Here is a 24,843-nt window from a genome sequence, read left to right as displayed (position 1 = left end):
GTCATTCGCCGCCTTGGACGCGCAGGGCGAGCGCCGGGCAGCGCCGTACCGCGAGCTGCGCGCGGCGGCGCATCCGGGCGGGCAGCGGCATCGTGGCCCGCTCCGGGTAGCCGTCGGGCCCCAGCCGGACCATGCCGGGCACGAGGTCGGCGCACAGGCCGTGGCCCTGGCACAGCGTCCAGTCGACGAGCAGCCGCTGCTCGGGCGCGGGGGGCCGGGCGGCGGTGACCGTGTCGGCTTGGGCGCCGGAGTGCGGTCCGTCACCGGTCTCCGGGGCGCTGCCGATGCCGTGCGCCGCCGGGCCGGGGACCGGCAGCGCGCCGAGCACCGGGCGGCCGCACCCGGCTCCGTCGGCATGCCTGGCGAACTCGTCGGGGAAGGCGGCCAGCGCCGAGGCGATGAAACGGGCGGTGCCGTCAGGATGACTGCACGCGCCGCGTCGTTCCACGGCCCGCATCCGGTCCCGTACGGCGTCCAGCGCGCGCTGTCCGCCACCGCCGACTGCTCGGCCGAGCGAGTCGGCGAGTGCGGGCAGGCCCAGTACACAGGGCCCGCACTGTCCAGCGGATTCGGCGGCCATCCAGCGCGCGACCCGCACGGTCTCTCCTGCCGGGCAGGTCCCTTCCGGCAGCGGCAGCACCGCCCCCGCGCCGAGCACCGAGCCGTGCGCGGCCAGGTCGTCGCGGCTGAGGAGGGCCGTACCGGCGGCGGACGGTGACAGCCAGGTGCCGTGGTAGCCGCCGATCAGGACGCCCTGGCCGGGGCCGAGGCCGCACCGGGCCAGGACGCGGGCGAGCGGCACCCCCGTGGGCGCTTCCACGACCCGGTGGCCGGCCACGGTCAGCAGGACGGTGCCGGGTTCGGCCGGGTCGCCCGTGGCGCGGTAGCCCAGGGCGCCCAGCCGCGCGGCGACGGCGAGCTGGGCGTACGTCTCGGTGTTGGAGAGCAGGGTGGGCAGGCCGTGCAGGCCGCGTTCGCTGGAGCGGACCCTGCGGCCCGAGGGCAGGCCGGGGCCCCGGCCGAGGCCGTCGGTGAGTGCGGTGCCCTCGCCCGTCACGAAACGCTCCGGCAGCAGTTCGGCACGTACCGGTGTGGACAGCGGGCCCCGTTCGGCGATCGCCCGGCGTACCGACCGGGCCACGTCCGCGCGGGTCACCCCGACCGCGACCTCCTCGGCGCCGAGCGCCCGCGCGGCCAGCAGCGCGCCGTCCAGCACCAGGTGCGGCGCGAACAGCAGAAGAGCCGTGTCCTTGAGGCAACCGGGCTCGCCCTCACTGCCGTTGACGACCACCGCGACCCGCCCTCCCGTACGGCGGCCGCCTGCCAGGACGGCGCGCAGCTTGCGCGCGAAGGGGAAGCCCGCGCCGCCACGGCCGCGCAGACCGGTGTCCTCGGCCAGCGCCACCAGCTCGCTCGCGGACAGATCGGGCGGGCTGCCGTGCCGGGCAAGGTGCGCCACCCGCCCCAGGCGCTCCACCCTGCCCGCTCCGGCCACCCTGCCCGCTCCGGCCAGCCCGTCCACCCCGTCCAGCCCTTCCACCACGCCCAACCCGTCCAGCTCGACCAGCCCGGCCAGCAGTCGAGGCGCCTCGAACACGGCCAGGCCGGGAACGACCGGACCGGGCGCGGCGGGGACGGGGCCGACGGGGGCTGGGCCGGTGGAGACGGGGTCGACGGCGGGCACATGCCCACCGCCGGGGCCGCCACCGGAGCCAGGCAGCGGAACAGCGGCTGCCGACACCAAGAGCGTCATGGGGAACTCCTATCGTCCTGCGACACGTTGAGGTATCCGGGGGACCACAAGAGCCGCCCCCGTAGGCGCACCGGCCGCACCCCGCCGCCATACCGGCCATACCGGCGCATTCTTCGCCCGCAGCCGTACGTCATGGACGGCCACCACGGGAGTGCCGCGCCGCCCGGTCCGGGGCCCGGGCCCCGCCGGAATCAGCGCCCGGCGTCGGGTTGTACGGAATCCTGACCCGCCGCGGCGCCCGCAGCCGCAGTACGAGCACCACCGCGACCCCGGCGACGCACAGCAGGTATCCGGTGGTCACCCAACCGGAGGCCGCGCGCCCCGACTTCAGCCCGTGCACCAGCGCCGCGCACCAGGCCACGTACGCGCCCATGTGCAGCACCCGCCACCACCGCGACCCGCGGCGCGAGGTGAACGCGCCGCGCACCGCGCCCGTCACCGCCGCCGCGAGGAAGAGATAGCCGGCCAGGGCGCCGAGCCCGATGAGCAGCGGCCGCCCGCCGTCGGCGAACGGCACCACGGCGGCCGTGCCGCCCACCCGGCCGCGGGCGATCTTCACCCCGATGTGCAGGGCGAGGAAGCCCAGCCCCGCGACGCCGGTGCCGCGGTGCACGGCCTGCGCGATCAGCCGGTGGCCGGAATGCAGCAGCAGCCGGTCGGTGGCGGCCAGGCCCCACAGCACGGTGCCGGTGAGCGAGACCAGCGCGAGGACGCCCGCGCCGAAGTCCAGGAAGTCGAGCACCCGCCGAGGGGCGCCGGCCTGGGTGGCCACGGCGAGGAAGAGCAGCACGACGGCGGGCAGTGCCGGGCGCAGGGCGGTCCGCAGTCGGGACGCGGGCATCGGGCCTCCTTGGGGCGGAGTTGGGGTACGGGGGAGAAGCGCGGGGTGCGGGCAGGGGTGTGGGCAGCGCTTCGGAGCGGTGGCCGTGCGGCGAAATGCGTACGCCGCACGCCGGTTTCGACGACGGCCGCCGGTATCGGTGACCGCTGCCGGTGTCGGTGACGGCCGCCGGTGTCGGTGACGGCTGCCGGTCCGGGTGACGGCCGGTATCGGTCACGGCCGGTTCCGGTGACGGTCGCCGGTATCGGCGCGCGGGGTGGCCCGGTTCGGGCCGCCGGGGATATTCGCACCTGTTTATGCGCGGTGTCCCGCCGGGACGCGGAAAGGTGTGCGCCAAAGGCGGTGGTCCGGGGTGAGCAGCAGCATCACGGAACGCCGCCGGAGCGTCCGCCGGTTTATCGCGCTGTGACAAATTCCTGCACCGGCATCGAAGTTACGCGTGGTAACTCCGGATGGTGCCCCCTCAAGCACGACCACCGCTCGAAGCACCACCGGACACCGCTCCGCCGCACGCGGCACCGCCGCACGACGCGCTCGACGCCCACGGTGCTTCCGGGCAGCAGGGCCGTACCCCCCTCCGCATCACGCCAGGATCGAGGTAGCGATGTGTGATCTCCTGAACCGCATCTGGTCACGCCCCCGTGGCGAATGGACCCGCGTGCTGAGAAAGGAACTCCCGGCGCTCGCCGAGAAGATGACCGAGGAGCTGCGGAGCGGATTTCCCGCCTTTGCCGCACTGCTCGCGGAAACGGGTGCCGAAGAAGAGGCCCGCCGGGCCGTGGAACAGGCCATGCTGGTGGCGCTCGGCTACCAGGAAAACGCGGAGCGCGTCCACCGGCCCAAGGATCTCGTCGTCACCCCGCTCCCCATGGCGCCGGCCCGCCGCGAGATATTCGCCGCCCTCACCGGGACCAAGGACGTCTCCGACGTCGCCCTCTCCGAAGTGGCCCGCTGCGCCGGCTGGCCCGTACCGGCCCTCGTCCAGGCCGTCGCGCTCGCCTCGCCCGCCGAAGCCCCTCAACTGGCCGCCGCCCTCGGCGACGCCCTCATCGGCACCGTCGACGGTGACACCTGCCTGCTCGTCCCCGACCCCGGGACGCAGACCCGCGCCCGTCTGGAGGCCGCCCTCAAGGGCCGGGCGGCGGCGGTCGGCCATGCCGTACCGGCGGGTGACGCCGCTTCCTCGCTGCGCTGGGCCCGCGCCCTGCTCGCCCTGTCGCCCGGCCGCGGCGGCCCCGACACACGCCCGGCCTTCGTCGACGACCACCTGTCCGCACTGCTCCTCCTCCAGGACGAGTCGCTGGCCAGAGCGCTCTCCGCACGCTGGCTGAGTCCCCTCGACGACCTGACGCCACGCCAGAGCGAACGCCTGGAGGTCACCCTGCTCGCCTGGCTGGAGGGCGGCGGCGCACCCGAAGCGGCCCGGGTGCTCCAGGTGCACCCGCAGACCGTGCGCTACCGCCTGCGGCAGATCGAGAAGCTCTTCGGCCCCGCGCTGCGCGACCCGCGGACCCGTTTCGAACTGGAGATGGCGCTGCGCAGCCGCCGCCTGATGGCCCACGTGCGGCGCTACCGCTCGCGGGCCGGCCGCCGGGCACGGGCTGTCGCCTCCACCATCCGACCGCTGGGCATGGCCAGGGAAGCCCGGGTCAACGGGCTGTGACCGGCGCACGGTGACCGCGGCGGCCCCGGGCTCCCCTCCGGGGCCGCCGCCCTGCCCGGCGGTCCTGCCGCTACGCTGGGGCGGAAGCAGGCCGGACGGACCGTGGCCTGCCGTAAGCCGTATTCGTGTGCGATGCGTGCGCGTATGCGTAAGCCGTACGGACCGGGGAGGGGGAGCACATGCGGCGCTTCGCCGACGCCTGGCGGCTGTACATGGGCGCGCTCTTCTTCCTGCTCTCCGGGTTCGCGCTCGCCCAGAGCGGGCTGACCTCGACGCTCGCCGCCGCCGCGACCACCGCCGCCGTACTGCTGCTGTGCCGCGCCTTCCTGGCCGCCGCGCTCGCCCGGCCCGAGCCCCCGGGCCGGGTCCGTACCGCCATCCGCGACCGGGAACGCCGTACGGCGTTCCTGCCGCAACGCGATCCCGACGCCGCGGGCCGCCCGCGGCCCAGGGCGCCCGGCCGTCCCCTCCCGACGGCCGCGTAGGCGCCTCTCCCCTCGCACTCCGCGGAGGCACCGGCCCCGCGCGGCTCGTCACGCCGAATTCCTCTTCCGGCACGACGAGACCCCGTGGAGGGCTCACCCATGTCCGTCTTCGCCACCCTGGGCAGCGGGCTGTCCCAGGCCGCCGACCTCATCGAACCGCTCTTCGGCGCCTCGGCGACCGCCGCCGCGATCATCCTCTTCACCCTGTGCGTACGCGCCGCACTGCATCCGCTCGCCCGCGCCGCCGCCCGCGGCGAGAAGACCCGTTCCGCACACGCCCCGCGCCTGGCCGAACTGCGCCGCAAGTACGCGAAGGACCCGCGGCGTCTGCAGGAGGAGACCGCCGCGCTCTACGCCGAGACCGGCTCCTCGCCGCTGGCCGGCTGCCTGCCGGCGCTCCTGCAACTGCCCGTCTTCTTCGTCATGTACCACCTGTTCACCAGCGACGGCAGCGGCCTGCTCACGCACACGCTGCTGGGCGCGCCGCTCGGCGGGCACTGGACCCAGGCCCTCGCGGACGGCGGCCCGACCGGACCGCACGGGCTGGTCTATCTGGCGCTGTTCGCGCCGGCCGCCGCCGTCGCCACCTGGAACTACCGGCGGGCCCGTACGACGATGGCGCGGAACGCGGCGACGGGCTCGGCCCCCGGCCGGGCGGGTACGGCCGGCAGCGGTACGGTGCCCGGCCTCGCCGCCATGACGAAGATGATGCCGCTGCTGTCCTTCGGGACGCTGGTGAGCATCGCGGTGCTGCCGCTGGCGGCCGCGCTCTACCTCGTGACGACCACGGCGTGGACGGCGTGCGAGCGGGCGCTGCTCCACCGGGACCGCGACCGGGACGGCCACGCTGACCGTACGGCGGGGGAGGAGGCCGCGGCCCGGGCCGGTACGGCCGGGTAACGGTACGTCCCCGGACCGTACCGCCGGGTAACGGTCCAGTACGTGAACCGGGTCTTGCGGAGCGGACGCCGTTCTTGGACGATCGTCCGAATCGCTCGATGGCCGTCCCCATCGGCCGGTCCGGGAGAGCCCTCCCGGACCGACCCTTCGACCACGGGAGTTGTACCGATGAAGCTGTTGCGTGTCGGTCCGGTGGGGGCGGAACGCCCGGCGCTGCTCGACGAGGAAGGTGTGCTGCGCGATCTGTCGTCGCTGGTCACGGACATCGACGGGGCGCTGCTCGGGGACCGCCCGGCGCTCGCCCGGATACGGACGGCGGCCGCCGCCGGTGTGCTGCCGCGCCTGGACCCGGCCGGTCTGCGCACCGGGCCGCCGGTCGCCCGGATCGGCAAGATCGTGTGCATCGGGCTGAACTACCACGACCACGCGCGCGAGACCGGCGCCGCCGTACCGGCCGAGCCGATCGTCTTCATGAAGGCGCCGGACACGGTCGTCGGGCCCGACGACACGGTGCTGGTGCCGCGCGGCAGCGGGAAGACGGACTGGGAGGCCGAACTGGCCGTCGTCATCGGCCGTACCGCGCGCTACCTGGAGACCGACGACGAGGCCCGTGCCGCCGTCGCCGGATACACGATCGCGCACGACGTCTCCGAACGGGAGTTCCAGATCGAGCGCGGCGGCCAGTGGGACAAGGGCAAGAACTGCGAGACGTTCAACCCGCTGGGCCCGTGGCTGGTGACGGCGGACGAGGTGCCCGACCCGCAGGCGCTGGGCGTACGGCTGTGGGTCAACGGAACGCTGCGGCAGGACGGCACGACCGCCGAGCAGATCTTCCCGGTGGCCGAAGTGGTCCGTTACGTCAGCCGGTTCATGACCCTGTACCCGGGCGACGTCATCAACACCGGCACCCCGGCGGGCGTGGCGATGGGCTGCCCGGAGCCCAAGCCGTACCTGCGCGCCGGTGACGTGGTGGAGCTGGAGATCGACGGCCTGGGGCGGCAGCGGCAGGAGCTGAAGGGAGCCTGACGGGGCCTCAGGCGCACGGGTCCGCCCGGGGCGGGTGGCCGGTGGCCGGCTGTCGGCTGGACAGGGGGACTCGCCGTACGGGGGCGCGAGCGGTCCCGCTGCCCGGTCACTTCACGCACATAGTGCACTTATGCCTGCAAAAAAGACAAAACGGACCCATGTGGTGGGGGCCGCCGCGCTGGGAGCCGTGGCCGCGGTGCTCCTCGGCCTGTTCGCGGCGTTCGGCTTCGCGGCGCCGCTGCCCGGCGGCCTCGGCCCGTGTCTGGGGAGCCAGTGCCCGCCCTCGTACTCCGATCCGAACAACGGACCGGTGGCCGGACGGGACGAGAACCTCAACATCTTCGTCGGCGGGGACTTCCGCGTCGGCGGCTCGGCCGCCGAGGCCGAAGGCAAGATCGTCACCCTCGGCGGCTTCCGGATGAACAAGACCGGTGGCTCCAGCGTCTACAACGTCGGGGTCGTCGGCGTCGGCTCCCGGGTGCCCCCGCCCAACGGCTCCGACTTCCTGACCGTGGGCGGTGACGTCACCATCGCCCCCGGCCAGCGGCTGCTCGCCGAGGAAGGCAGCACCCACGGCGTCGTCGCGTACGAAGGCAGGCTGACCGGCACCGTGATCCCCCAGTCGGACCAGCGGCCGGGCGCCGCCGACCCGTACCGCGGACTGGTGCCCGACCTCACGGCGAGCAGCCAGTGCTACGCCCGGACCGGCGACGGGCAGCGGCCCGCGACCGGCACCGCCGTCAACCAGGGCTACTCGACGGTGTTCACCGGCGACGGGACCTCCGCCCTCCAGGTCTTCAACGTCGACTTCGACCTGGCGGGCCGCAACGGCGGCGCCCAGGGCATCACCTTCCAGAACATCCCGGCCGGCGCGACCGTACTGGTCAACATGGTCGGCGACGCCCGCACCGTCAACACCTACATCGGCCACGACCTCCAGCCGCCCGGCATCCGCGAGCGGCTGCTGTGGAACTTCCCGGACGCGAACACGGTGGAGTTCAAGGGTGGCGCGCAGTTCCAGGGAAGCGTGCTGGTCGGCAAGCAGGGCAGCACGACGACGGTCTCGGTACCGGGCATGAACGGCCGGTTCTTCACGGTCGGTTCGCTGGTGCACACTTCGACATCCGGCGCGGAGCTGCACAACTACCCGTTCAACGGGGATCTGCCGGACTGCCGCGCATCGAGCCCGAGCCCGAGTCCGACGCCGAGTCCGACGCCGACCCCTTCTCCGACACCGACGGAGCCGTCGCCGAGTCCGACGGATCCGAGTCCGTCGCCGACCGAGCCGAGCCCGTCGCCCACGGAGCCGTCGCCGTCACCCACGGACGAGCCGTCACCGACCGACGAGCCGTCACCGAGCCCGACGGAGCCGAGCCCGTCGCCCACGGACGAGCCGTCACCGTCACCGACCGACGAGCCTTCCCCCACGCCGACGGAGCCGAGCCCGTCGCCGACGGAGCCGACTCCGTCCCCCGCACCCACGGACCCGAGCCCGTCCCCGACGCCCACTCCGACCGAACCGACCCCGTCGCCCACCGAGCCGAGGCCGACACCGCCCGAGCCGACGCCGTCGCCCACGGAGCCGACCCGGCCGCCGTCGCCGTCACCCACGGAGCAGACCCCGCAACCGACCCCGGAACCGACCGGGCCGACCGCACCACCGTCACCGACCGAACCCACCCCGGAGCCCACCGAGCCGACTCCGGAGCCCACCGACCCCACCCCGGAACCGTCCCCGACCACCACCGAGCCGACCACATCACCGTCACCGACCGCCCCCACCCCGAGCCCCACCCCGGCCCCCACGGGCTCCTCCTCCGGAGGTCCGGTGCCCAGCCCGGGGCCGACGGATGACGGGGACCAGTTGGCGCACAGCGGCAGCAGCACCTTCCAGGACCCGCTGTTCATCGGGGCGGCAGCCGCCGCCGTCGTCAGCGGTGCGGTGCTCGTACTGATCATCCGCACGCGCCGCCGCCGCTCCGGCGGCTGACCTCCGGGTCAGCCCGCCGGCTGCTGCTCGATGTAGCGCCCCAGGGCGTCGACCACCAGCGCGTGGTCGTCGCCCTGGGGGAGGCCGGAGACCGCGACCGTGCCGACGACTCCGGTGCCGCGTAGCCGTACGGGGAAGGCGCCGCCGTGCGCGGCGTAGCGGTCCGGGTCGAGACGGGACGATTCTTCGAACGTCCGGCCCTTGGCGCGGAAGCGGGCGCCGACGAGGTACGAGGACTCCGCGTACCGCTCGACGACGCGGCGCTTGCGCTCGATCCACGCGTCGTTGTCGGCCGACGTGCCCGGCAGCGCGCAGTGGAACAACTGCTGCGCGCCGCGCCGGATGTCCACCGTCACGGCCGCGCCGCGCTCGCGCGCCAGGTCCGCCAGCAGGCAGCCGAGCTGCCAGGCGTCCTCGTTGCCGAAGCGGTCCAGGACCAGGCGGCGCTCCTGTTCCTCCAGTTCGCGGACCTGGTGGCGGGCCGCCTCGCGCTCGTCCAGGCCGTTCAGCACCCCGCTGCCGCCTGTGCCGTTCACCTGCGTCGTGCCGCTCATGCCGACTCCTCGATCCGGACCGCGCGGCCCTCGGCCGCCGATGTCTTCGCCGCTTCCAGGACGCGCAGGGCGGCCGCCGCTTCCCTGGCGCTCACCGGCGGCTCGCCCCCGGTGCGCAGTGCTTCCGCGACGGCGGCGTAGTACGCGGGATAGTCACCGGACAGGGTCGGTACGGGGTCGCCGCCGCCGGTCAGCGGGGACTCCCCGGCGCCGAGGCGGCCCCACGCCGACTCCGGTTCCGTACCCCAGCCGTCCGGGTCGCCGCCCGGCCGCCGCCCCTCGCGCAGGGCGGCTTCCTGCGGGTCCAGGCCGTACTTCACGTAGCCCGCGCGGCTGCCCAGCACCCGGAAGCGCGGGCCGAGCTGGGCGGTGGTCGCGCTGACCCACAGGTGCGAGCGGACGCCGTTCGCGTGGGTGAGGGCGAGGAACGTGTCGTCGTCGGCCTCCGCGCCCGGGCGGCGTACGTCGGACTCGGCGTAGACCAGGGTGACCGGCCCGAACAGGGCGAGCGCCTGGTCGACGACGTGGCTGCCCAGGTCGTACAGCAGCCCGCCGATCTCCGCGGGATCACCGGACTCGCGCCAGCCGCCCTTCGGCTCGGGCCGCCAGCGTTCGAAGCGCGACTCGAAGCGCTGCACGTCGCCGAGCGCGCCCTCGGTGAGCAGCTTGCGCACCGTACGGAAGTCGTTGTCCCAGCGGCGGTTCTGGAAGACGGAGAGCAGCAGGCCGAGCTCGTCCGCGAGGCCGGCCAGCCCGTCGGCCTCGGCGGCGGTCCCGGCGAGCGGCTTGTCGACGACGACCGGCAGGCCGGCGCGCAGCGCGGCCTCGGTGAGCGCGACGTGCGTCTTGTTGGGGGACGCGATGACGACGAGGTCCAGTTCGGTGGCGCGGGCCAGCACCTCGTCGGGGGTGGCGACCGTGCGGACCTGCGGGTGTTCGGCGCGGGCCTGAGCCTGTCGGTCCGGGCTGCCGGTGGAGACGGTGTCCAGCACCAGGCCGTCGGTGGCGGCGATCAGCGGGGCGTGGAAGACCGAGCCGGCCAGGCCGTAGCCGATGAGGCCGACGCGGAGGGGTGTGCCGGGGGAGTCGTTCATGCCGTCCACTTAAGCAACGCTGTTGCCAAAGTGCAAGCAATGCGGACAATGGACGGGTGACCAGCAACGACCCCGCCGAACGTGGCGCCGCGCCGGCCCCCGCGCCACCGGGTGTCGCCGCCCCGTCCGCCACTCCGCCTGCCGTGCCGCCGTCCACCCCGTCCTCCGTGCCGCCCGGCGGCGGAGCCGGCCTGCCCGCCCTGCGCGGCCACAACACCGCCCTGGTGCTGGGTCTGCTGAGGTCGGCGGGACCGGCGGGCGTCAGCCGGCTGGAGCTCGCCGCGCACACCGGCCTGACCCCGCAGGCCGTCAGCAAGATCACCGCCCGGCTGCGGGCCGAGGGTCTGGCCGCCGAGGCGGGCCGGCGGGCCTCCACCGGCGGCAAGCCGCGTACGGTGCTGTGCCTGGTGCCCGAGGCCCGGTACGCGATCGGCCTGCACCTGGACCGCGACGAGCTGACCGCCGTCCTCACCGACCTCGCGGGCCGCACCGTCGCGGAGCGCACCGCCCCGCTCGATTTCGGCGCGGGCGCGCCCGCCGTGCTCGACACGGTCGCCAGGCAGCTCGCGGCGCTGCCGGACGAGGCCCGCTCGCCCCGCGTACTGGGCGTCGGCGCCGCCTGCCCGGGGCCGCTGGACCACACGGCCGGAGTGCTGCGCCGGGTCACCGGCTTCCCGGACTGGGACGGCTTCCCGCTGCGCGACGCGCTCGCCGAACGGCTCGGCCTCCCCGTCGTCCTCGACAAGGACACCAACGCCGCGGCGCTCGGCCTCGCCCAGCGCGAACCGGACGGCCGGGGCTCGTTCGGCTACCTCCACCTCGGTACGGGCCTGGGCGCCGGCCTGGTGCTCGGTGGCGCGCTGTACCGGGGGGCCAGGACCGGCGCGGGGGAGTTCGGCCACCAGGTGCTGCAACTGGACGGGCCGCGCTGCGGCTGCGGCAAGCGCGGCTGCGTCGAGGCACTGTGCCTCGACAGGGCGGCGCGCGGCGAGCCCGCCGAGGCGGCGCGCATCCTGGGCACCGCCGCGGCCAACCTCGTGGAACTCCTCGACATCGACCGGGTCCTGCTCGGCGGCCGTACGGTGCTGGCGCGTCCCGGCACGTACGTACGCGGCGTGGCCGAAGCCCTCGCCGAACAGGCCCGCGTGCGCGGCGAGGGCCGTACGGCCGCGGTCCCCGTGGCGGTGGCCGGGGGCGGCGCGCGGGCGGTCGCGGACGGCGCTGCGCACCTCGTCCTGGCCCCGCTCTTCGGCGCGCCGGGGACACCGTTCGGCGCCGCAGCGGGCGCCGGACTGCGCTGAACGCGCGGCATTCGGGCGATCGGCGCGCCGCACCGGGGCGTCGGTGCCCCGGCGACGGGCCCGCGTGGCAAGGTCCGGAACCGACCGGTCATACGAGCGGCCTGGTGTGGTCCCCGTCGCCTGAGCTGATCGAGCAGGAGCGTCCGTCATGCCCGTGCGTCCGCCCCGCGCACTGCTGCGCGCCACCCTCCCGACGGCCGTGCTGTCCGCGACCCTCCTGTCCGCGTCCCTCCCGGCCGCCGGCGCGCCGGCCCACGCCACGCCACCGGTCCACGCCCCCACGGCTGTCTTCCGCACGCCTGTCCCCGTCCCCGTCCCCGCCCCCACGGCTGTCGTCCCCGCAGTCGCCGCCTACGCGGCCGCCCCCGAACCCGCGACGCGGACCGACCACTCACCCCGCGCCCCTGCCCCCGTCCTCGCCCCCGTCCCCGAGCCCGGCCCTCCACCCCACCTCGCCGACACCGGTTCACCGGGAGTGACCCGCATCGGAGCCGCCGCCCTGGTACTCCTGTCAGCCGGCGCGCTCCTCGTGGCGGCGGCCCGCCGACTCCGCCGACGCTGACGCCACCGACGCCGAACCCGCCGCCCTCCCCTGGGAGAAGGGTGCGAGGATCGGCCGGTGGACTACCCGAACGGCCAGGAACCTGGCGCACCGATCCGCTCCGGCATTCCCGAGCACGGACGCATCCCCAAGTACTACGCGGCGAAGGTCCGGATCGAAGCGCTCCTCGCCGAGCTGGGCGAGGGCGAGGCGCTGCCCACCGAACGCGACCTGGCGCTGCGCTTCGAGGTGTCCCGCGAAACCCTGCGTCTGGCGCTGCGCGAACTCCACCTGGAGGGACGGTTGCGGCGCCTCGGCCGTGGCACGGTCGTGGCGGGCCCCAAGCTGGAGCAGCCGCTGTCCCTGGCGAGTTACACCGAGGGCGTACGGAAGCAGGGCCGGCGGCCGGGCCGTCATCTGGTCGGCCTGGACCGCTTCCCCGCGCAGACGAGGCTGGCCGGGGAACTGGGCCTCCAAGTGGGCGACGAGGTGTGGCACTTGGAGCGGGTGCTGCTCGCGGACGAGGAGCGGGTGGGGCTGGAGAGCACGTACGTGGCCGTGGCACGCGTACCGCACCTGGACACGGACTTCGAGCCCGACTCCTCCTTCTACGCCTACCTCCACGAGCGTTTGGGCATCGGCTTCGGCACCGCGGACGAGCGCCTGGAGACCGTACTGGCCACCCCACGCGAGGCCCTGCTGATCGGCACCCCGGGCGCCCTCCCGATGCTCCTGATCCACCGCCTCTCCCGCGACACCCGGGGCGTACCGCTCGAACGGGTGCGGTCCCTCTACCGGGGCGACCGGTTCTCGTTCACGACCCACTTGGGCGACTGACCGCAACCGGATTCCTGACCGGCCGTCTCGTCCGCCTCAGCCGCGGAAGATGCTCATTCCCGTCCCCGGTGCTGTCCCTTCCGGAGCCGGGTTGCTTTCCGGCCCGGCGGTAGGGACTTCCGGGGTGATCGGGAACTCGGTTTCGCGGCGCAGCAGCAGCACTTTGTCGTGCTCCCAGACCCGGCGGTATCCGTGCTCCAGCAGGAAGCCGGAGTACTGCTGCTCTTGGGAAACAGAAGTGAAGGGAAACGAAACGACGCCGAACTGGAGCAGCACGTAATCCGCGCCTCGTGGCACGCTGTCTGCCAGGACCACGGGGCCACGGGCGGTCAAGTGCGGAGCGATGATGTTGTCCACCTCCGCGGAAGCCCCGTCGGGAATCATTCCGGCAGCTTCGCGCAGGGCGCGAGTGTGGGGGTCGGGTGTCCAGTAACCGGGGTGGGGAATCACGAACAGGCCGAAGGGGACAGCGATGACCAGGGTCAGAAGGCCGGCGCCCGGCCCCCACCACCGTAGGGCCCGGCTCGTGCTGCGGCTTCTGCTGCTCTTGCGGTTTCTGACACTGCTCGTGCGGCTCCGGCGGTAGAGCCTGCCCGACACTTCCACACCGGCCGTGAGCAGGACCGGCCAGAGGAAGGCGTCGTAGTGGTACAGCACCGTCCAGTGTTTCGACGTCTCGGACAGGACGCGCTCGGCCACCAGAGGCAGCGCGCACCACGCCGTCGCCGAGCCCAGCGGCAGGAACAGCAAGGTGCCGAACAGCCACAAGACCAGCGCGATTTTCACCGGCGGAGCGGTGGCCACTCCGAACAGGACCCAGGGTTCCGTCACGGTTTTCAGCAGGGCGGCGCCGAAATCGGGGCCCAGTCGGTGGTAGCTCCAGTAGAACCCGGGCTTTCCTCCCATCATCGGAAGCAGCCACTTGATGGTCACGATGGTGGCCGCGGGGCCGAGAACGAACAGGGCCGCCCCCGTTGCGACACCTGCCCGGCCTTTTACGCTGTCGCGTCGGCCGCGGTATGCCAGTACCGCGCCGTGGACACCGACCACCAGGCCCAGGTCTTCTTTGGTGCAGCACAGCAACCCGGCGTACACCAGGACGGCTCCGTAGCGCCGGCGCATTCCCCGCTCCAGCAGAAGCAGCAGCAAGGGAACGGCGAAAGCGACCTCGTGGAAACCGCGGCGGGAGGCTGTCATCAGCGGCCATCCCAGCGCGTACGCCGCACCGGCCAGATGCGCGGCTCGGGAGACGACGGGTGCTGGTGCGCTCTGGAAACAGCTCTCCGCGATACGTCGGACCACGGGCACTCCGGCGGCGAAGAGCGCCGCTTCGGCGACAAGGAGTACGCGCGGGTCGTCCCAGATCCAGTAGAGGGGAGCGAGGAGTGCCAGTACGGGGGAGAAGTGGTCTCCCAGTATGGAGAAGTCCGGCGGGAAACCGTGGTGGGTGCTCTTCAGCTCCGATCCGGGTAATCGGAAACCGGAGTATTTCCGGATGGCTTGATCGAAGATCCCCAGATCGAATCCGCCCAGTTTCCCCGCACTCCACTGCTGCAGGCCCAGAGTCAAGGAGATGAGGAAGCAGAGTGCGGCCCATAGGAGGGTGTGGTGGGCCGACAGGAATTCCGGGACTCTCTCGGTCCACCTGACGAAAGGTGAGCGCGGAGGTGGCGGAGGAGCTGTGAGTCCGGCGCGGTGGCCACTTTCTGATGCTGTTGTGTGATGAGTCGTCGGCACGCTCTTGTCCCTCGATCGGCAGAAGGAAGCCGATCGCTTGCGCCCGATGCCCGTAGTGGCCGCAGACAGCGCACGGGTGTATCAGCAAGACCTAGCAAACAGCCACCACGGAAGTAATGTCTACCGCGATTCTCCTTTCCTGCGCTCGCTCACGGAAAGAAACACGCCACGGGTCAGGCGTAACCGGGCGCGTGCGGCTGTGTGCGAGCGAAGCCGGCGGGGGAGGGGCGCCGGCACCGATAAGTCACGAATCGATAACGGGTCTAGGCCAAGGTTGAGTCCCCGTTCACCCCGGCGTCGTCTCCCGGCCCGCCCCGGGTCACCCGGTCCCACGAGCGTTCCCGGCATGCGAGTCATAGTTGTCGGAGCCGGGGTGCTGGGGACCATGCACGCCTGGGAAGCGGTCGGGCGCGGTCATGAGGTCGTGCACATCGAGCGGGAGGCCGAGGCGCGTGGGGCCTCGGTGCGGAATTTCGGGCTGGTCTGGGTCGGTGGGCGGGCCGGTGGGGCGGAGCTGGAGACGGCGCTGCGGGCGCGGGAGTTGTGGGAGGGCATCGGGGAGCGGGTTCCCGGCCTCGGGTTCCGGGCGAACGGTTCGCTGACCGTCGTACGGGACGAGGCGGAGCGCGCCGTCGCGGAGGCCGCCATGCGTCGTGCGGACGCCGCCTCCCGGGGGTACGAGCTGCTCGGCGCCGACGAGGTGCGGGAGGTGAACCCCGTCCTGCGGGGCGAGTTCGCCGGGGCGTTGTGGTGTGAGCGGGATGCCGCCGTGGAACCGCGTACCGCTCAGCGCGCGCTGCGCGAGGCGCTGATGGCTTCCGGGCGTTACACCTATCTGGGGGGCCGCGAAGTACGCGACGTCGTCGGTGAACGGGCCGTACGTGATGACCACGGCGACCTGCACGAGGGGGATTCCGTCGTGCTCTGCACCGGCGCCTGGCTCGGCGGTCTGGTGCGGGAGCTGGTGCCCGACCTGCCGGTGCGCCGCGTCCGGCTTCAGATGATGCAGACCGCGCCACTCGGCGAAACCCTGACCCCCTCGGTCGCGGACGCGGACAGCTTCCGCTACTACCCGGCGTACGACGGGCCCGATTTGGACGCGTGGGCGGCGGCGCGGCCGCAGGCGCCCGTAGCGGCCGAGCACCGGATGCAACTGCTGATGGTGCAGCGCGCGGACGGTGGACTGACCATCGGCGACACACACGAGTACGACGCGCCGTTCGGCTTCGACGTCGTCGAGGACCCGTACGAGCACCTGACCGGAGTCGTCGAGGGCCTGCTCGGGCGCCCGCTGCCCGCCGTGCGCCGCCGCTGGGCCGGGGTGTACGCGCAGTGCACGGACACCTCGCGCGTCGTGCACCGGCAACAGGTGCGTGACGGCGTCTGGCTGGTCACCGGGCCCGGAGGGCGTGGGATGACGTGTTCCCCGGCGCTGGCCGAGGACACCGCGAAGGACATCGGATGGTGAGGATGATGACGGTCGGCAATACGGAGCGGGAACGGATCTCGCTGGTCGTGCTCGACATGGCGGGGACGACGGTGGCCGACGGCGGACTGGTCGAGCAGGCGTTCAGCGCGGCGGCCGGACGGCTCGGCGTCGTACCGGGCAGCGCCGAGCACGAGAAGCACCTGGCATACGTCCGCGCCACCATGGGCGAGTCGAAGATCTCCGTCTTCCGGCACCTGTTCGGCGACGAGGAGCGGGCGCGGCGCGCCAACAGCGCCTTCGAGGAGGCGTACGGGGAACTGGTCGACGGCGGGCGGATCGCGCCCGTGCCCGGCGCCCGGGAAGCCGTCGAGGCCCTTCAGGACACGGGCCGCACGGTCGTACTGACCACCGGCTTCGCACGGGTCACGCAGGACGCCATCCTGGACGCGCTGGGCTGGCGGGACCTGGTGACGCTGACCCTGTGCCCCGCCGACGCGGGCGGCCGCGGACGGCCGTACCCGGACCTGGTGCTGGCCGCGCTGCTGCGGACCGGCGCCGCCGACTCCGTACAGCAGATCGCGGTCGCCGGTGACACCTCGTACGACATGCGCTCCGGCCGCCGGGCGGGCGCGTCGGTCGTGGCGGGGGTCCTGACCGGCGCCCATGACGAAGAGGCGCTGAGCGGCGCGGGCGCCACGCACGTCCTCGGCTCGGTGGCCGAACTGCCCGCCCTGCTCGACGGCGGGCAGGAACGGCGGAGCGGGGGCGGGGAGCGGCGGAGTGACGGCCGGGAGCAGCCGAGCGATGAGAGCGACGGCCCGGAGCGGCGGAGCGGTGGCCGGCGGCCGGAGCGTTCTGTATGAGTGCCGCCGCCGGTACCCGTGACGCCGCCCCCGCGGGCCACACCGCCCCCGCCCCCGCAGCGACGCCCGCCCCCGCCCCCTCCGGCATCCGCTTCGACCACGTCTCCGTCGCGTACGGCGGGAACGTCGTCCTGGACGACTTCGACCTGAGCGTCGAGCCGGGCGAGGTGCTGGCCCTGCTCGGCCCGTCCGGCTCCGGCAAGACCACCGCGCTGCGGGCGGTCGCCGGATTCGTCCGGCCGTGTACGGGGCGGGTGCTGATCGGCGGCCGGGACGTGACCGGGCTGCCGCCCCACCGGCGCGGCATCGGCATGGTCGTCCAGCAGTACGCGCTCTTCCCGCACCTGCGCGTCGAGGACAACGTCGCCTTCGGCCTCAAGGCGCGGCGCGGGCGCACCGGTTCGCGTGCCGAGACCGCCGCGCGCGTGACCGAGGCGCTGGAGATGACCGGCATGACCGCGTACGCGCGGCGCTATCCGCGCGAGCTGTCCGGCGGGCAGCAGCAGCGCGTCGCCATCGCGCGGGCGCTGGCCATCAGGCCCGGGGTGCTGCTCCTGGACGAGCCGCTGTCCGCCCTCGACGCCCGGCTGCGCTCCGGAATGCTCACCGAACTGGCGCGGCTGCACCGGGAACTGCCGGACGTGTCGATCCTGTACGTCACCCACGACCAGGTGGAGGCGCTGACGCTGGCGGACCGCATCGCCGTCATGGACCGGGCGCGGCTGCGCGACTGCGGCACCCCGCAGGACCTCTACCGGCGCCCGCGCACCGAGTTCACCGCCTCCTTCGTCGGCAACGCCAACTTGCTGCCGGTGACGGCCGGCCCGCACGGCACGGCGGACTTCGCCGGTACGCGGCTGGCCGTCACCCCCGCCGACGGCGCGGCCCCCGGCGCGTCCGCCACGCTCTGTGTGCGCCCGCACCTCGTCGGACTCGGCGAGGGACCCAACGCGCTGCACGGCCGGGTCACCGAGGTGCAGTGGCGTGGCGCGACCCACCGGGTGTACGCGGACGTGGCCGGGCACCGTGTCATGGCGGACGTACGGGAGCTGCGCGCGACTCCGCAGCCCGGCTCCGAGGTCGTCCTGCACTTCACCGCCGAGGACGCGGTGCTGCTGCCGGCCGGGGCGGGGAGCACCGCCGATGAGTAGCACGGAGACCCTTTCGCTGCCGCGGGACGCGGGAAGCCGGGGTACGGGAACGGACGCGGGAAGCCGGGACCGGGGCAGTTGGGCCGCGCGTACCGCACCGGTCCTCTGGGCCCTGCCTCCGCTCGCCGCCCTCGCCCTCGTCTTCCTCCACCCGCTGGCCCTGGTCGTACGGCAGTCCTTCGTGGGCGAGGAGGGCGGCCCGCCGTCCACCGCCCCGTACGCGCAGGTCTTCGCCGAGGTGTCTTTCCGGGACGCGCTCGGGAACACCGTGCTGATCGCCGTCGGCGCGACCGTCGGCTGCCTGCTGCTCGGCTTCGTCCTCGCGCTGGTGATCGCGTTCGTACCGTTTCCGGGCAGTCGCGCGCTGAGCCGCTTCGTCGACGTCTTCCTCGCCTTCCCGTCCTTCCTGATCACCCTCGCCCTGCTCTTCGTGTACGGCACGGCCGGGCTGGCCAACGGACTGTGGACGGACGCCACCGGCGCCGCGGCCGGGCCCTTCGCCTTTCTGCACACCCCGTGGGGCGTGCTCCTCGCCGAGATCACGTACTTCACGCCCTTCGTGATGCGCCCGCTCCTCGCGGCCTTCTCCCAGGTGGAGACCGGGCAGTTGGAGGCCGCCGCGTCGCTCGGCGCCCGGCCGGCCCGGGTCGTACGGAAGGTGATCTGGCCCGAGGCGCTGCCCTCGCTGGCGGCGGGCGGCGCGCTCGTCCTCGTGCTGACGCTCAACGAGTTCGGGATCGTGCTGTTCACCGGCGCCAAGGACGTGGTGACCCTGCCCGTCCTCGTCTACACCAAGGCCATTCTCGACGGCGACTACACGGGGGCGTGCGTCGTCGCCGTCGTCAACATCGTGCTGTCCTTCGCCCTTTACGCCCTGTACCGGACCGTGGCCGCACGGGCGGGCGGGGCGCGTACACCGACAGCGGGAGGTGCCGGCCACCGTGCTCGTGCATAGCAAAGGGGCCCGACGGGCCGTCTGGACCGTGTTCTTCGTCCTCTTCCTGCCGGTCTTCGCCCTGCCGCTGCTGGTGGTCGTCGCGGCGTCCTTCGCGAGCAGTTGGAGCGGGGCGCTGCCGTCCGGTCCGACGACGGCGCACTACCAGGACATCGCGCGCGGCGACTCGCTGGAGGCGCTGGTCACCAGTCTGGTCACGGCCGTCGCCGCGAGCCTGCTGGCGCTCACGGCCGGCACCTGGGCCGCGCTGGCCGCCCAGCGTCTGCGGCCGCGCGCCCGCCGTGTCCTCGACGGCCTGTTCGTCCTGCCGGTCGCGGTGCCGTCCGTCGTCGTGGGCCTGTCGCTGCTGGTCGCCTTCTCGCAGCCGCCGCTGCTCCTGAACGGCACCCCGCAGATCGTGGTCGTCGCGCACACGGTGCTGGTCACCGCCTTCGCGTACCAGTCCGTGACGGCCGCGCTGGCCCGCCTGGACCCGGCGTACGAGCAGAGCGCCGCCAGCCTCGGCGCGCGCCCGGCCTACGTCCTGTGGCGCGTCAAGCTGCCGCTGCTGCTGCCGTCCCTGACCGCCGCCGCCGGGCTGTGCTTCGCCCTGTCCATGGGCGAGCTGAGCGCCACGATGATGATCTACCCGCCGGACTGGACGCCGCTGCCGGTGCGGATCTTCGCCACCACCGACCGGGGCGCCCTGTTCGCCGGTGCCGCGCTCGCGGTGGCGCTGATGGCCGCCACGCTGCTCGTCCTGTCGGCCGTCTCCCGTGTGCGTACCAAGGCCTCGTACCGCTGACGGGCCCGGACCGATCACTCCGGGCCCCGGCACGACTCCCCTCGGACCCCGGCCCGGCCATTTGCCACCTGCCACCTCAAGGAGCCACGACACGTCATGCGCAGCCCCCTCAAGCCGACCGCCGCCGTCTGCGGCACCCTGGTCCTCGGCGCCGCCCTGACCGGGTGCGGCGGCGTGTCCCGCGCCGACGCCCGGGAGATCACCGTCTACAGCGCCGACGGCCTGCGCGGTGAGCGGGGCGACGGTTTCTACGACCGGGTCTTCAAGGACTACGAGAAGAAGACCGGCATCAAGGTCAACCTGGTCGAGAGCGGCTCCGGCGCCGCCGTGCAGCGGCTGGTCCGGGAGAAGGCCAACACCAAGGCGGACATCGTCGTGACGCTGCCGCCGTTCATCCAGCAGGCGGGTGGCAAGGGGCTGCTGGAGCCGTACCGCCCCAAGGGCTCCGAGCAGGTCGCCGCCGCGGACAAGGACCCGGACGGCAGGTGGACCGCCGTCGTCAACAACTACTTCTGCTTCATCTACAACAAGCAGCAGCTCCAGCAGCCGCCCCGTACCTGGCAGGACCTGACGGCCGCCCGCTTCAAGAACAAGCTCCAGTACTCCACACCGGGCGTCGCCGGGGACGGTACGGCTGTCCTCGTCCAGGCCCTGCACGATTTCGGCGGCCAGGGCCCCGCCATGGAGTTCCTCAAGAAACTCCAGGCCAACAACGTCGGCCCGTCCTCCTCCACCGGACAGCTCGCCCCCAAGACCGACAAGGGCGAACTCCTCGTCGCCAACGGCGACGTGCAGATGAACTACGCCAACATGAAGTCCATGCCGAATCAGGGCATCTTCTTCCCGGCCGCCCGCCCCGGCGCGAAGCCGTCCACCTTCGCGCTCCCGTACGCGGCCGGACTGGTCAGGAACGCCCCGCACGCGGCGCAGGCGAAGAAGTTCCTGGACCACCTGCTCTCACCCGAGGTGCAGAAACAGGTCTCCGCGGTCGGCGGCGGGTTCGCCGCCCGTACGGACATCCGGCCCACCGACCGCAACGCCACCGAACTCGCCACCATCATGGACGGCGTCGACATCTTCCGCCCGGACTGGAACGACATCGACAAGAACCTGTCCACCTACCTCGCCGCCTGGAAGACGGCCACGGGAAGCTGACCGCCGCCGCGGCTCCGGGGGCGGTCCGGCCCGCGGGCCGCTCGGCGGGGTCAAGATCGCGGCGGCTGACTTAGGCTGGGGGCGTCGGCCATACGTACGAGACGCAGGTCACCCGGTGGGGTGCGCGGCGCGTACGGGCCCCGCGACGGCGCGGGTACGGCCGGCACCCCTGGCAGACACGCACGGCGGGAGACCGGCAGTGGCAGAGCGCAAGCCGATCGAGTCATGGCTGACCGACATGGACGGGGTCCTGATGCACGAGGGCATCCCGGTGCCCGGTGCCGACGCCTTCATCAAGCGGCTGCGCGAATCGGGCAAGCCCTTCCTCGTCCTGACCAACAACTCCATCTACACCCCGCGCGACCTGCACGCCCGGCTGAACCGGATCGGCCTGGACGTGCCCTGGGAGTCCATCTGGACCTCCGCGCTGGCCACCGCCCAGTTCCTGGACGAGCAGCGGCCGTCCGGCACCGCGTACGTCATCGGCGAGGCGGGCCTGACCACCGCGCTGCACGACATCGGCTACGTCCTCACCGACCACGAGCCCGACTACGTGGTGCTCGGCGAGACCCGCACGTACAGCTTCGAGGCGCTCACCAAGGCCATCCGGCTCATCAACGACGGTGCCCGGTTCATCGCCACCAACCCCGACGAGACCGGCCCCTCGGCGCAGGGCGCGCTGCCCGCGACCGGCTCGGTGGCCGCGCTGATCACCAAGGCGACGGGCGTCGAGCCGTACTTCGTCGGCAAGCCCAATCCGCTGATGATGCGGCACGGCCTGAACGTCATCGGCGCGCACAGCGAGACCTCCGCGATGATCGGCGACCGGATGGACACCGATGTGCTGGCCGGTCTGGAGGCGGGCATGGAGACGTTCCTGGTACTGACCGGGCTGACCGGCAAGGGCGACATCGAGCGCCACCCGTTCCGGCCGTCGCGGGTCGTCGACTCCATCGCCGACCTCGTCGACCTGGTGTGACCGGGACGCGGCCCGGCGTCTGAGCCCGGCCGCGGCGCGCCCGTTCCCGGCCTTCGGTGTCAGAGCCCGGCCGCTCACCCGGACGGCGCAGCCGCGGGCCCGCCCGGGATGCGGAACCGGGCCGCCGGGCGGACCTTCGGAAGTGTTCGGAGGTTCACCATGCGCACACCGGGATTCACTCTCTGTGCCGCCTTGGCGGTGACGGTGCTGACGCCGGGGCCCGCGCTCGCGTCCGCGCCCCGGGCACCGGGCGCCACGGCGGGCACCGTCGCGGTCACACCGTCCGCCCTCGCGCCGGGCACCGAGGCGGCCCTCCAGGTCACCGGCTGCGCGAGCCGGTCGGGCCGGGCCACCTCGGCCGCCTTCGTCGACGCCGTGCCGCTGGCGGGGGTCGCCGCCGGGCTGGTGGGCGACGCGCGGGTGCGCTCGACGGCCGACCCCGGCACGTACGCCGTCTCCGTCCACTGCGACGGCGAGGACGCGCGCGCCGCGGGCTCCTTCGAGGTCGTCCCGGCATCCGCGGACAACGGTGACGGGGCGGAACCGGATACGGGTACGGACACGGCTACGGAAGCGGACACAGACACGGCCGAACCACCGGCTTCCCCCTCCGCCCCGGTACGGGCAGGAGGCGGCTGGACGGCGACCCACCCGCAGCCGTACCCACACCCGTACCCCCGCCCCGCCGCCGCGCGCTCCGCACTCGCCCGGACCACCGCCGTTCGCACCGCCACCGTCCGGACCGCCGCGCGCCACGAGGGCGACGGTGTCTACGCGGTGGGCCTGGTACTGGCAGGCGGCGCGGTCCTCGCGCTCACCGGACAGGTGCTGCGGATGCGGCGCCGGCGCAAGGGGTCGGGCGATGGCGATGCGGGCTGACGACCACCCGGTGGCGGCCCGCCGCCCCCCGCACACTCCCGGCCGCGGCCGGATGACCGTCGGTGTGGCATGGGCGGTACTGCTGCTGGGACTGTGGCAGTGGGGCCGGGACCTGACGGACGGCGGAGACCTGGCGAAGGCGCCGACCACCGGCGACGTCGCGGCCGTCGGCCGCCCGCTCGAACAGGAACTGCCCGCCGCCCACGCGCCCCTGGCCACCTCCCCGGGCGGCCGCCCCACCGAGGTCGCGGTCGGCGCACTGGGCGTACGGGCCGGTGTGACGGAGACCGGCCTGGACGCCACCGGCGCCGTCGGCACACCGCCGTACCGCACGCCCGGACGCGTCGGCTGGTACGCGAAGGGGCCGCAGCCGGGCACGGCGGGCGCCGCGGTGCTGGCCGGGCACGTCGACACGACCAGCAGCCGCGCGGTCTTCCACCGCCTCGGCAGCCTCAAGCCGGGGCAGCCGGTGGACGTGCGCAGGGCGGACGGCAGCACCGCGCGGTTCACCGTCGAGGACGTCAAGATCTACGACCGCCGGAACTTCGTACCGCGCAAGGTCTACGGCGCGCACCTGCCGGGCCGCGCGGAACTGCGCCTGATCACCTGCGCCGGCACCTTCGACAGCGAGCGGGACGCCTACAGCGCCAACGTCGTCGTGCACGCCTATCTCACGAAGGTCACGCCCGCACCGGCGGGTTGAGCCGTCCCGTCCGGCCGATTCCGGCGCCGTGGGGCCGGCGTAACAGGTTGTCCACAGCCCGGCCTGCGGTTGAGGGGCGTGTGCCAGGATGGATTCGACCGCTCTTGTTCCGTGCTCCGAGGGGGGAGTGGATGTACGGCAATCTTCGGGGATCCGGGGGCGGGCCCCCGGGTGAGCGCCGCGCCGCGCGCCGGCGCGGGGTGTCCGGCACGGTATCGGCGTTAGGGGCGCTGCTGCTGGTCTCGGGGTGCTTCTCGTCCGGCGACGGAGACGGCGAGGCGGAGGGGAAGGCCGGGGCCAGACCCGGTCAGCAGCCCAAGGCCACGGTGCCGTACTGGGTCAACCCGGAAGGCAAGGCGGCACAGCAGGCCGCCACGTACGCCAGAAGCGACAAGCCCGACGACGCCCGGCTGATCGACAAGATAGCCACCCGGCCCGTGGCCGAGTGGATAGGCGTCGAGGACCCGCAGGGCGAGGCCCGCGGCTTCACCGAGGCCGCGGCCAAGGCCGGCCGTGAGGCGCTGCTGGTCCTCTACAACATCCCGCACCGCGACTGCGGCAGCTATTCCAAGGGCGGCGCGGCGGACGGCAACGCCTACCGCGCGTGGCTGGACGGCGTGCTCAAGGGCATCGGGGACCGCCCCACCACGGTCGTCCTGGAGCCGGACGCCCTGCCGCACATCGCGGACCGGTGCACACCCGAGCAGTTCCACGAGGAGCGCTACGCCCTGCTGACGGAGGCCGTCGGCAAGCTCAAGGCGCTGCCGCACACCAAGGTCTACCTGGACGCGGGCAACCCGCACTGGATCAAGGACCCGGGCCGCATGGTGGAGCCCCTCGAGCGGGCCGGCATCGACCAGGCCGACGGCTTCGCGCTCAACATCTCCAACTTCCAGACCACCGAGGAGAACAAGAAGTACGGCAAGCAGCTCTCCTCGATGGTGGGCGGCAAGCACTTCGTCATCGACACCAGCCGCAACGGCAACGGCCCCGCGCCCGGCGGTGACGACCCGGAGAACTGGTGCAACCCGCCCGGCCGCGCCCTCGGCGCGGCACCGACGACCCGGACGGGCGACCCGCTCGTGGACGCCTACCTGTGGATCAAGCGGCCCGGCGAGTCCGACGGCACGTGCAAGGGCGGGCCCAAGGCCGGCGAGTGGTGGCCGGACTACGCCCTGGAGCTGGCCCGCAATACGAAGTAGCCGCGAGGGGACGACGGCGCG

The 24,843-nt window shown here is 73.5% G+C and carries 23 protein-coding genes; 18 read left to right on the top strand and 5 right to left on the bottom strand.

The features are described from left to right. Nucleotide 1: 1 nt before the first annotated feature. Both AB0A97_RS05590 and AB0A97_RS05585 read right to left on the bottom strand, forming a co-directional pair. Entirely contained in the window at nucleotides 2–1,753 is a 1,752-nt protein-coding gene (locus AB0A97_RS05590) for an NADH-ubiquinone oxidoreductase-F iron-sulfur binding region domain-containing protein (RefSeq protein WP_361144747.1), read from the bottom strand. A gap of 130 nt (nucleotides 1,754–1,883) precedes the next feature. After that, nucleotides 1,884–2,594: a hypothetical protein gene (locus AB0A97_RS05585; RefSeq protein WP_361144745.1), complete on the bottom strand. Its 711-nt coding sequence runs from the start codon at nucleotides 2,592–2,594 to the stop codon at nucleotides 1,884–1,886. A 604-nt stretch (nucleotides 2,595–3,198) separates the two neighbouring features. Here AB0A97_RS05585 and AB0A97_RS05580 point away from each other — a divergent pair. The 5 genes from AB0A97_RS05580 (at nucleotide 3,199) to AB0A97_RS05560 (ending at nucleotide 8,658) form a co-directional block, all read left to right on the top strand. Beyond that, nucleotides 3,199–4,257: a helix-turn-helix domain-containing protein gene (locus AB0A97_RS05580; RefSeq protein WP_361144742.1), complete on the top strand. Its 1,059-nt coding sequence runs from the start codon at nucleotides 3,199–3,201 to the stop codon at nucleotides 4,255–4,257. Nucleotides 4,258–4,436: 179 nt separating this feature from the next. After that, nucleotides 4,437–4,742, top strand: a complete 306-nt coding sequence (locus AB0A97_RS05575) for a DUF6412 domain-containing protein (protein ID WP_361144739.1) — start codon at nucleotides 4,437–4,439, stop codon at nucleotides 4,740–4,742. Nucleotides 4,743–4,841: 99 nt separating this feature from the next. Next, nucleotides 4,842–5,642: a membrane protein insertase YidC gene (locus AB0A97_RS05570; protein WP_361144736.1), complete on the top strand. Its 801-nt coding sequence runs from the start codon at nucleotides 4,842–4,844 to the stop codon at nucleotides 5,640–5,642. Nucleotides 5,643–5,810: 168 nt separating this feature from the next. Next, nucleotides 5,811–6,668 (top strand): fumarylacetoacetate hydrolase family protein, encoded by an 858-nt coding sequence (locus AB0A97_RS05565; protein WP_361144733.1) that lies wholly within the window; start codon nucleotides 5,811–5,813, stop codon nucleotides 6,666–6,668. Between the two features lie 130 nt (nucleotides 6,669–6,798). Beyond that, nucleotides 6,799–8,658 carry a choice-of-anchor A family protein gene (locus AB0A97_RS05560; protein WP_361144730.1) on the top strand — a complete coding sequence of 620 codons (1,860 nt, stop codon included), beginning with the start codon at nucleotides 6,799–6,801 and terminating at the stop codon, nucleotides 8,656–8,658. An 8-nt stretch (nucleotides 8,659–8,666) separates the two neighbouring features. Here AB0A97_RS05560 and AB0A97_RS05555 read toward each other — a convergent pair whose 3' ends face one another. Together AB0A97_RS05555 and AB0A97_RS05550 are read right to left on the bottom strand one after the other, a co-directional pair. Then, on the bottom strand, nucleotides 8,667–9,212 hold the full coding sequence (locus AB0A97_RS05555) for a heme-degrading domain-containing protein (RefSeq protein WP_361144728.1): 546 nt from the start codon (nucleotides 9,210–9,212) through the stop codon (nucleotides 8,667–8,669). Then, on the bottom strand, nucleotides 9,209–10,306 hold the full coding sequence (locus tag AB0A97_RS05550) for a Gfo/Idh/MocA family oxidoreductase (protein WP_361144726.1): 1,098 nt from the start codon (nucleotides 10,304–10,306) through the stop codon (nucleotides 9,209–9,211). Before AB0A97_RS05550 ends, AB0A97_RS05555 begins: the two co-directional genes overlap by 4 nt. A gap of 143 nt (nucleotides 10,307–10,449) precedes the next feature. On the opposite strand from AB0A97_RS05550, the gene AB0A97_RS05545 reads away from it, so the two are divergent. From AB0A97_RS05545 to AB0A97_RS05535, 3 genes are all read left to right on the top strand, one after another. After that, entirely contained in the window at nucleotides 10,450–11,607 is a 1,158-nt protein-coding gene (locus tag AB0A97_RS05545; RefSeq protein ID WP_361145321.1) for an ROK family transcriptional regulator, read from the top strand. A 148-nt stretch (nucleotides 11,608–11,755) separates the two neighbouring features. Beyond that, nucleotides 11,756–12,169 (top strand): hypothetical protein, encoded by a 414-nt coding sequence (locus AB0A97_RS05540; protein ID WP_361144723.1) that lies wholly within the window; start codon nucleotides 11,756–11,758, stop codon nucleotides 12,167–12,169. A gap of 57 nt (nucleotides 12,170–12,226) precedes the next feature. Continuing rightward, nucleotides 12,227–12,985, top strand: coding sequence for a GntR family transcriptional regulator (locus AB0A97_RS05535; RefSeq protein ID WP_361144720.1), 759 nt, complete (start codon nucleotides 12,227–12,229; stop codon nucleotides 12,983–12,985). A gap of 36 nt (nucleotides 12,986–13,021) precedes the next feature. Here AB0A97_RS05535 and AB0A97_RS05530 read toward each other — a convergent pair whose 3' ends face one another. Next, the gene (locus AB0A97_RS05530; protein WP_361144717.1) at nucleotides 13,022–14,554 is read right to left on the bottom strand and encodes a DUF2079 domain-containing protein; all 1,533 of its coding nucleotides are present in this window, start codon (nucleotides 14,552–14,554) and stop codon (nucleotides 13,022–13,024) included. Between the two features lie 514 nt (nucleotides 14,555–15,068). Between AB0A97_RS05530 and AB0A97_RS05525 the strand changes: the two genes are divergently transcribed. The 10 genes from AB0A97_RS05525 to AB0A97_RS05480 all read left to right on the top strand — a co-directional run bounded on the left by AB0A97_RS05525 (nucleotide 15,069) and on the right by AB0A97_RS05480 (nucleotide 24,822). Then, nucleotides 15,069–16,190 (top strand): TIGR03364 family FAD-dependent oxidoreductase, encoded by a 1,122-nt coding sequence (locus AB0A97_RS05525; protein ID WP_361144715.1) that lies wholly within the window; start codon nucleotides 15,069–15,071, stop codon nucleotides 16,188–16,190. After that, a complete protein-coding gene (locus tag AB0A97_RS05520; RefSeq protein ID WP_361144712.1) occupies nucleotides 16,184–17,014 on the top strand; it encodes a phosphonatase-like hydrolase in 831 nt (276 codons plus the stop codon). The genes AB0A97_RS05525 and AB0A97_RS05520 overlap by 7 nt, the downstream gene beginning before the upstream one ends. Next, on the top strand, nucleotides 17,011–18,165 hold the full coding sequence (locus AB0A97_RS05515) for an ABC transporter ATP-binding protein (protein ID WP_361144710.1): 1,155 nt from the start codon (nucleotides 17,011–17,013) through the stop codon (nucleotides 18,163–18,165). Before AB0A97_RS05520 ends, AB0A97_RS05515 begins: the two co-directional genes overlap by 4 nt. Continuing rightward, a complete protein-coding gene (locus AB0A97_RS05510) occupies nucleotides 18,158–19,120 on the top strand; it encodes a 2-aminoethylphosphonate ABC transporter permease subunit (RefSeq protein WP_361144707.1) in 963 nt (320 codons plus the stop codon). Before AB0A97_RS05515 ends, AB0A97_RS05510 begins: the two co-directional genes overlap by 8 nt. Then, entirely contained in the window at nucleotides 19,107–19,904 is a 798-nt protein-coding gene (locus AB0A97_RS05505) for an ABC transporter permease subunit (protein ID WP_361144704.1), read from the top strand. Before AB0A97_RS05510 ends, AB0A97_RS05505 begins: the two co-directional genes overlap by 14 nt. A gap of 96 nt (nucleotides 19,905–20,000) precedes the next feature. Next, on the top strand, nucleotides 20,001–21,059 hold the full coding sequence (locus AB0A97_RS05500; RefSeq protein WP_361144702.1) for a 2-aminoethylphosphonate ABC transporter substrate-binding protein: 1,059 nt from the start codon (nucleotides 20,001–20,003) through the stop codon (nucleotides 21,057–21,059). A 199-nt stretch (nucleotides 21,060–21,258) separates the two neighbouring features. Then, entirely contained in the window at nucleotides 21,259–22,038 is a 780-nt protein-coding gene (locus tag AB0A97_RS05495) for an HAD-IIA family hydrolase (RefSeq protein WP_361144700.1), read from the top strand. A gap of 159 nt (nucleotides 22,039–22,197) precedes the next feature. After that, on the top strand, nucleotides 22,198–22,917 hold the full coding sequence (locus AB0A97_RS05490) for a hypothetical protein (protein WP_361144697.1): 720 nt from the start codon (nucleotides 22,198–22,200) through the stop codon (nucleotides 22,915–22,917). Continuing rightward, nucleotides 22,901–23,620, top strand: coding sequence for a class F sortase (locus AB0A97_RS05485; RefSeq protein ID WP_361144695.1), 720 nt, complete (start codon nucleotides 22,901–22,903; stop codon nucleotides 23,618–23,620). Before AB0A97_RS05490 ends, AB0A97_RS05485 begins: the two co-directional genes overlap by 17 nt. 131 nt (nucleotides 23,621–23,751) lie before the next feature. Further along, nucleotides 23,752–24,822: a glycoside hydrolase family 6 protein gene (locus AB0A97_RS05480; RefSeq protein ID WP_361144692.1), complete on the top strand. Its 1,071-nt coding sequence runs from the start codon at nucleotides 23,752–23,754 to the stop codon at nucleotides 24,820–24,822. The last annotated feature ends 21 nt before the right edge of the window (nucleotides 24,823–24,843 follow it).

Origin of the sequence: Streptomyces sp. NPDC045470, assembly GCF_040646595.1 — a bacterium.
Taxonomy (GTDB): domain Bacteria; phylum Actinomycetota; class Actinomycetes; order Streptomycetales; family Streptomycetaceae; genus Streptomyces.
This window is presented reverse-complemented; position numbering and strand designations above follow the sequence as displayed.

Excerpts from the sequence above, each read along its gene's own strand:
- AB0A97_RS05580 (WP_361144742.1), top strand. The coding sequence starts at position 3,199 with ATGTGTGATCTCCTGAACCGCATCTGGTCACGCCCCCGTGGCGAATGG.
- AB0A97_RS05550 (WP_361144726.1), bottom strand. The coding sequence starts at position 10,306 with ATGAACGACTCCCCCGGCACACCCCTCCGCGTCGGCCTCATCGGCTAC.
- AB0A97_RS05490 (WP_361144697.1), top strand. The coding sequence starts at position 22,198 with ATGCGCACACCGGGATTCACTCTCTGTGCCGCCTTGGCGGTGACGGTG.
- AB0A97_RS05480 (WP_361144692.1), top strand. The coding sequence starts at position 23,752 with ATGTACGGCAATCTTCGGGGATCCGGGGGCGGGCCCCCGGGTGAGCGC.
- AB0A97_RS05585 (WP_361144745.1), bottom strand. The coding sequence starts at position 2,594 with ATGCCCGCGTCCCGACTGCGGACCGCCCTGCGCCCGGCACTGCCCGCC.
- AB0A97_RS05525 (WP_361144715.1), top strand. The coding sequence starts at position 15,069 with ATGCGAGTCATAGTTGTCGGAGCCGGGGTGCTGGGGACCATGCACGCC.
- AB0A97_RS05485 (WP_361144695.1), top strand. The coding sequence starts at position 22,901 with ATGGCGATGCGGGCTGACGACCACCCGGTGGCGGCCCGCCGCCCCCCG.
- AB0A97_RS05565 (WP_361144733.1), top strand. The coding sequence starts at position 5,811 with ATGAAGCTGTTGCGTGTCGGTCCGGTGGGGGCGGAACGCCCGGCGCTG.
- AB0A97_RS05560 (WP_361144730.1), top strand. The coding sequence starts at position 6,799 with ATGCCTGCAAAAAAGACAAAACGGACCCATGTGGTGGGGGCCGCCGCG.
- AB0A97_RS05570 (WP_361144736.1), top strand. The coding sequence starts at position 4,842 with ATGTCCGTCTTCGCCACCCTGGGCAGCGGGCTGTCCCAGGCCGCCGAC.
- AB0A97_RS05520 (WP_361144712.1), top strand. The coding sequence starts at position 16,184 with ATGGTGAGGATGATGACGGTCGGCAATACGGAGCGGGAACGGATCTCG.
- AB0A97_RS05515 (WP_361144710.1), top strand. The coding sequence starts at position 17,011 with ATGAGTGCCGCCGCCGGTACCCGTGACGCCGCCCCCGCGGGCCACACC.
- AB0A97_RS05510 (WP_361144707.1), top strand. The coding sequence starts at position 18,158 with ATGAGTAGCACGGAGACCCTTTCGCTGCCGCGGGACGCGGGAAGCCGG.
- AB0A97_RS05575 (WP_361144739.1), top strand. The coding sequence starts at position 4,437 with ATGCGGCGCTTCGCCGACGCCTGGCGGCTGTACATGGGCGCGCTCTTC.
- AB0A97_RS05555 (WP_361144728.1), bottom strand. The coding sequence starts at position 9,212 with ATGAGCGGCACGACGCAGGTGAACGGCACAGGCGGCAGCGGGGTGCTG.
- AB0A97_RS05540 (WP_361144723.1), top strand. The coding sequence starts at position 11,756 with ATGCCCGTGCGTCCGCCCCGCGCACTGCTGCGCGCCACCCTCCCGACG.
- AB0A97_RS05590 (WP_361144747.1), bottom strand. The coding sequence starts at position 1,753 with ATGACGCTCTTGGTGTCGGCAGCCGCTGTTCCGCTGCCTGGCTCCGGT.
- AB0A97_RS05500 (WP_361144702.1), top strand. The coding sequence starts at position 20,001 with ATGCGCAGCCCCCTCAAGCCGACCGCCGCCGTCTGCGGCACCCTGGTC.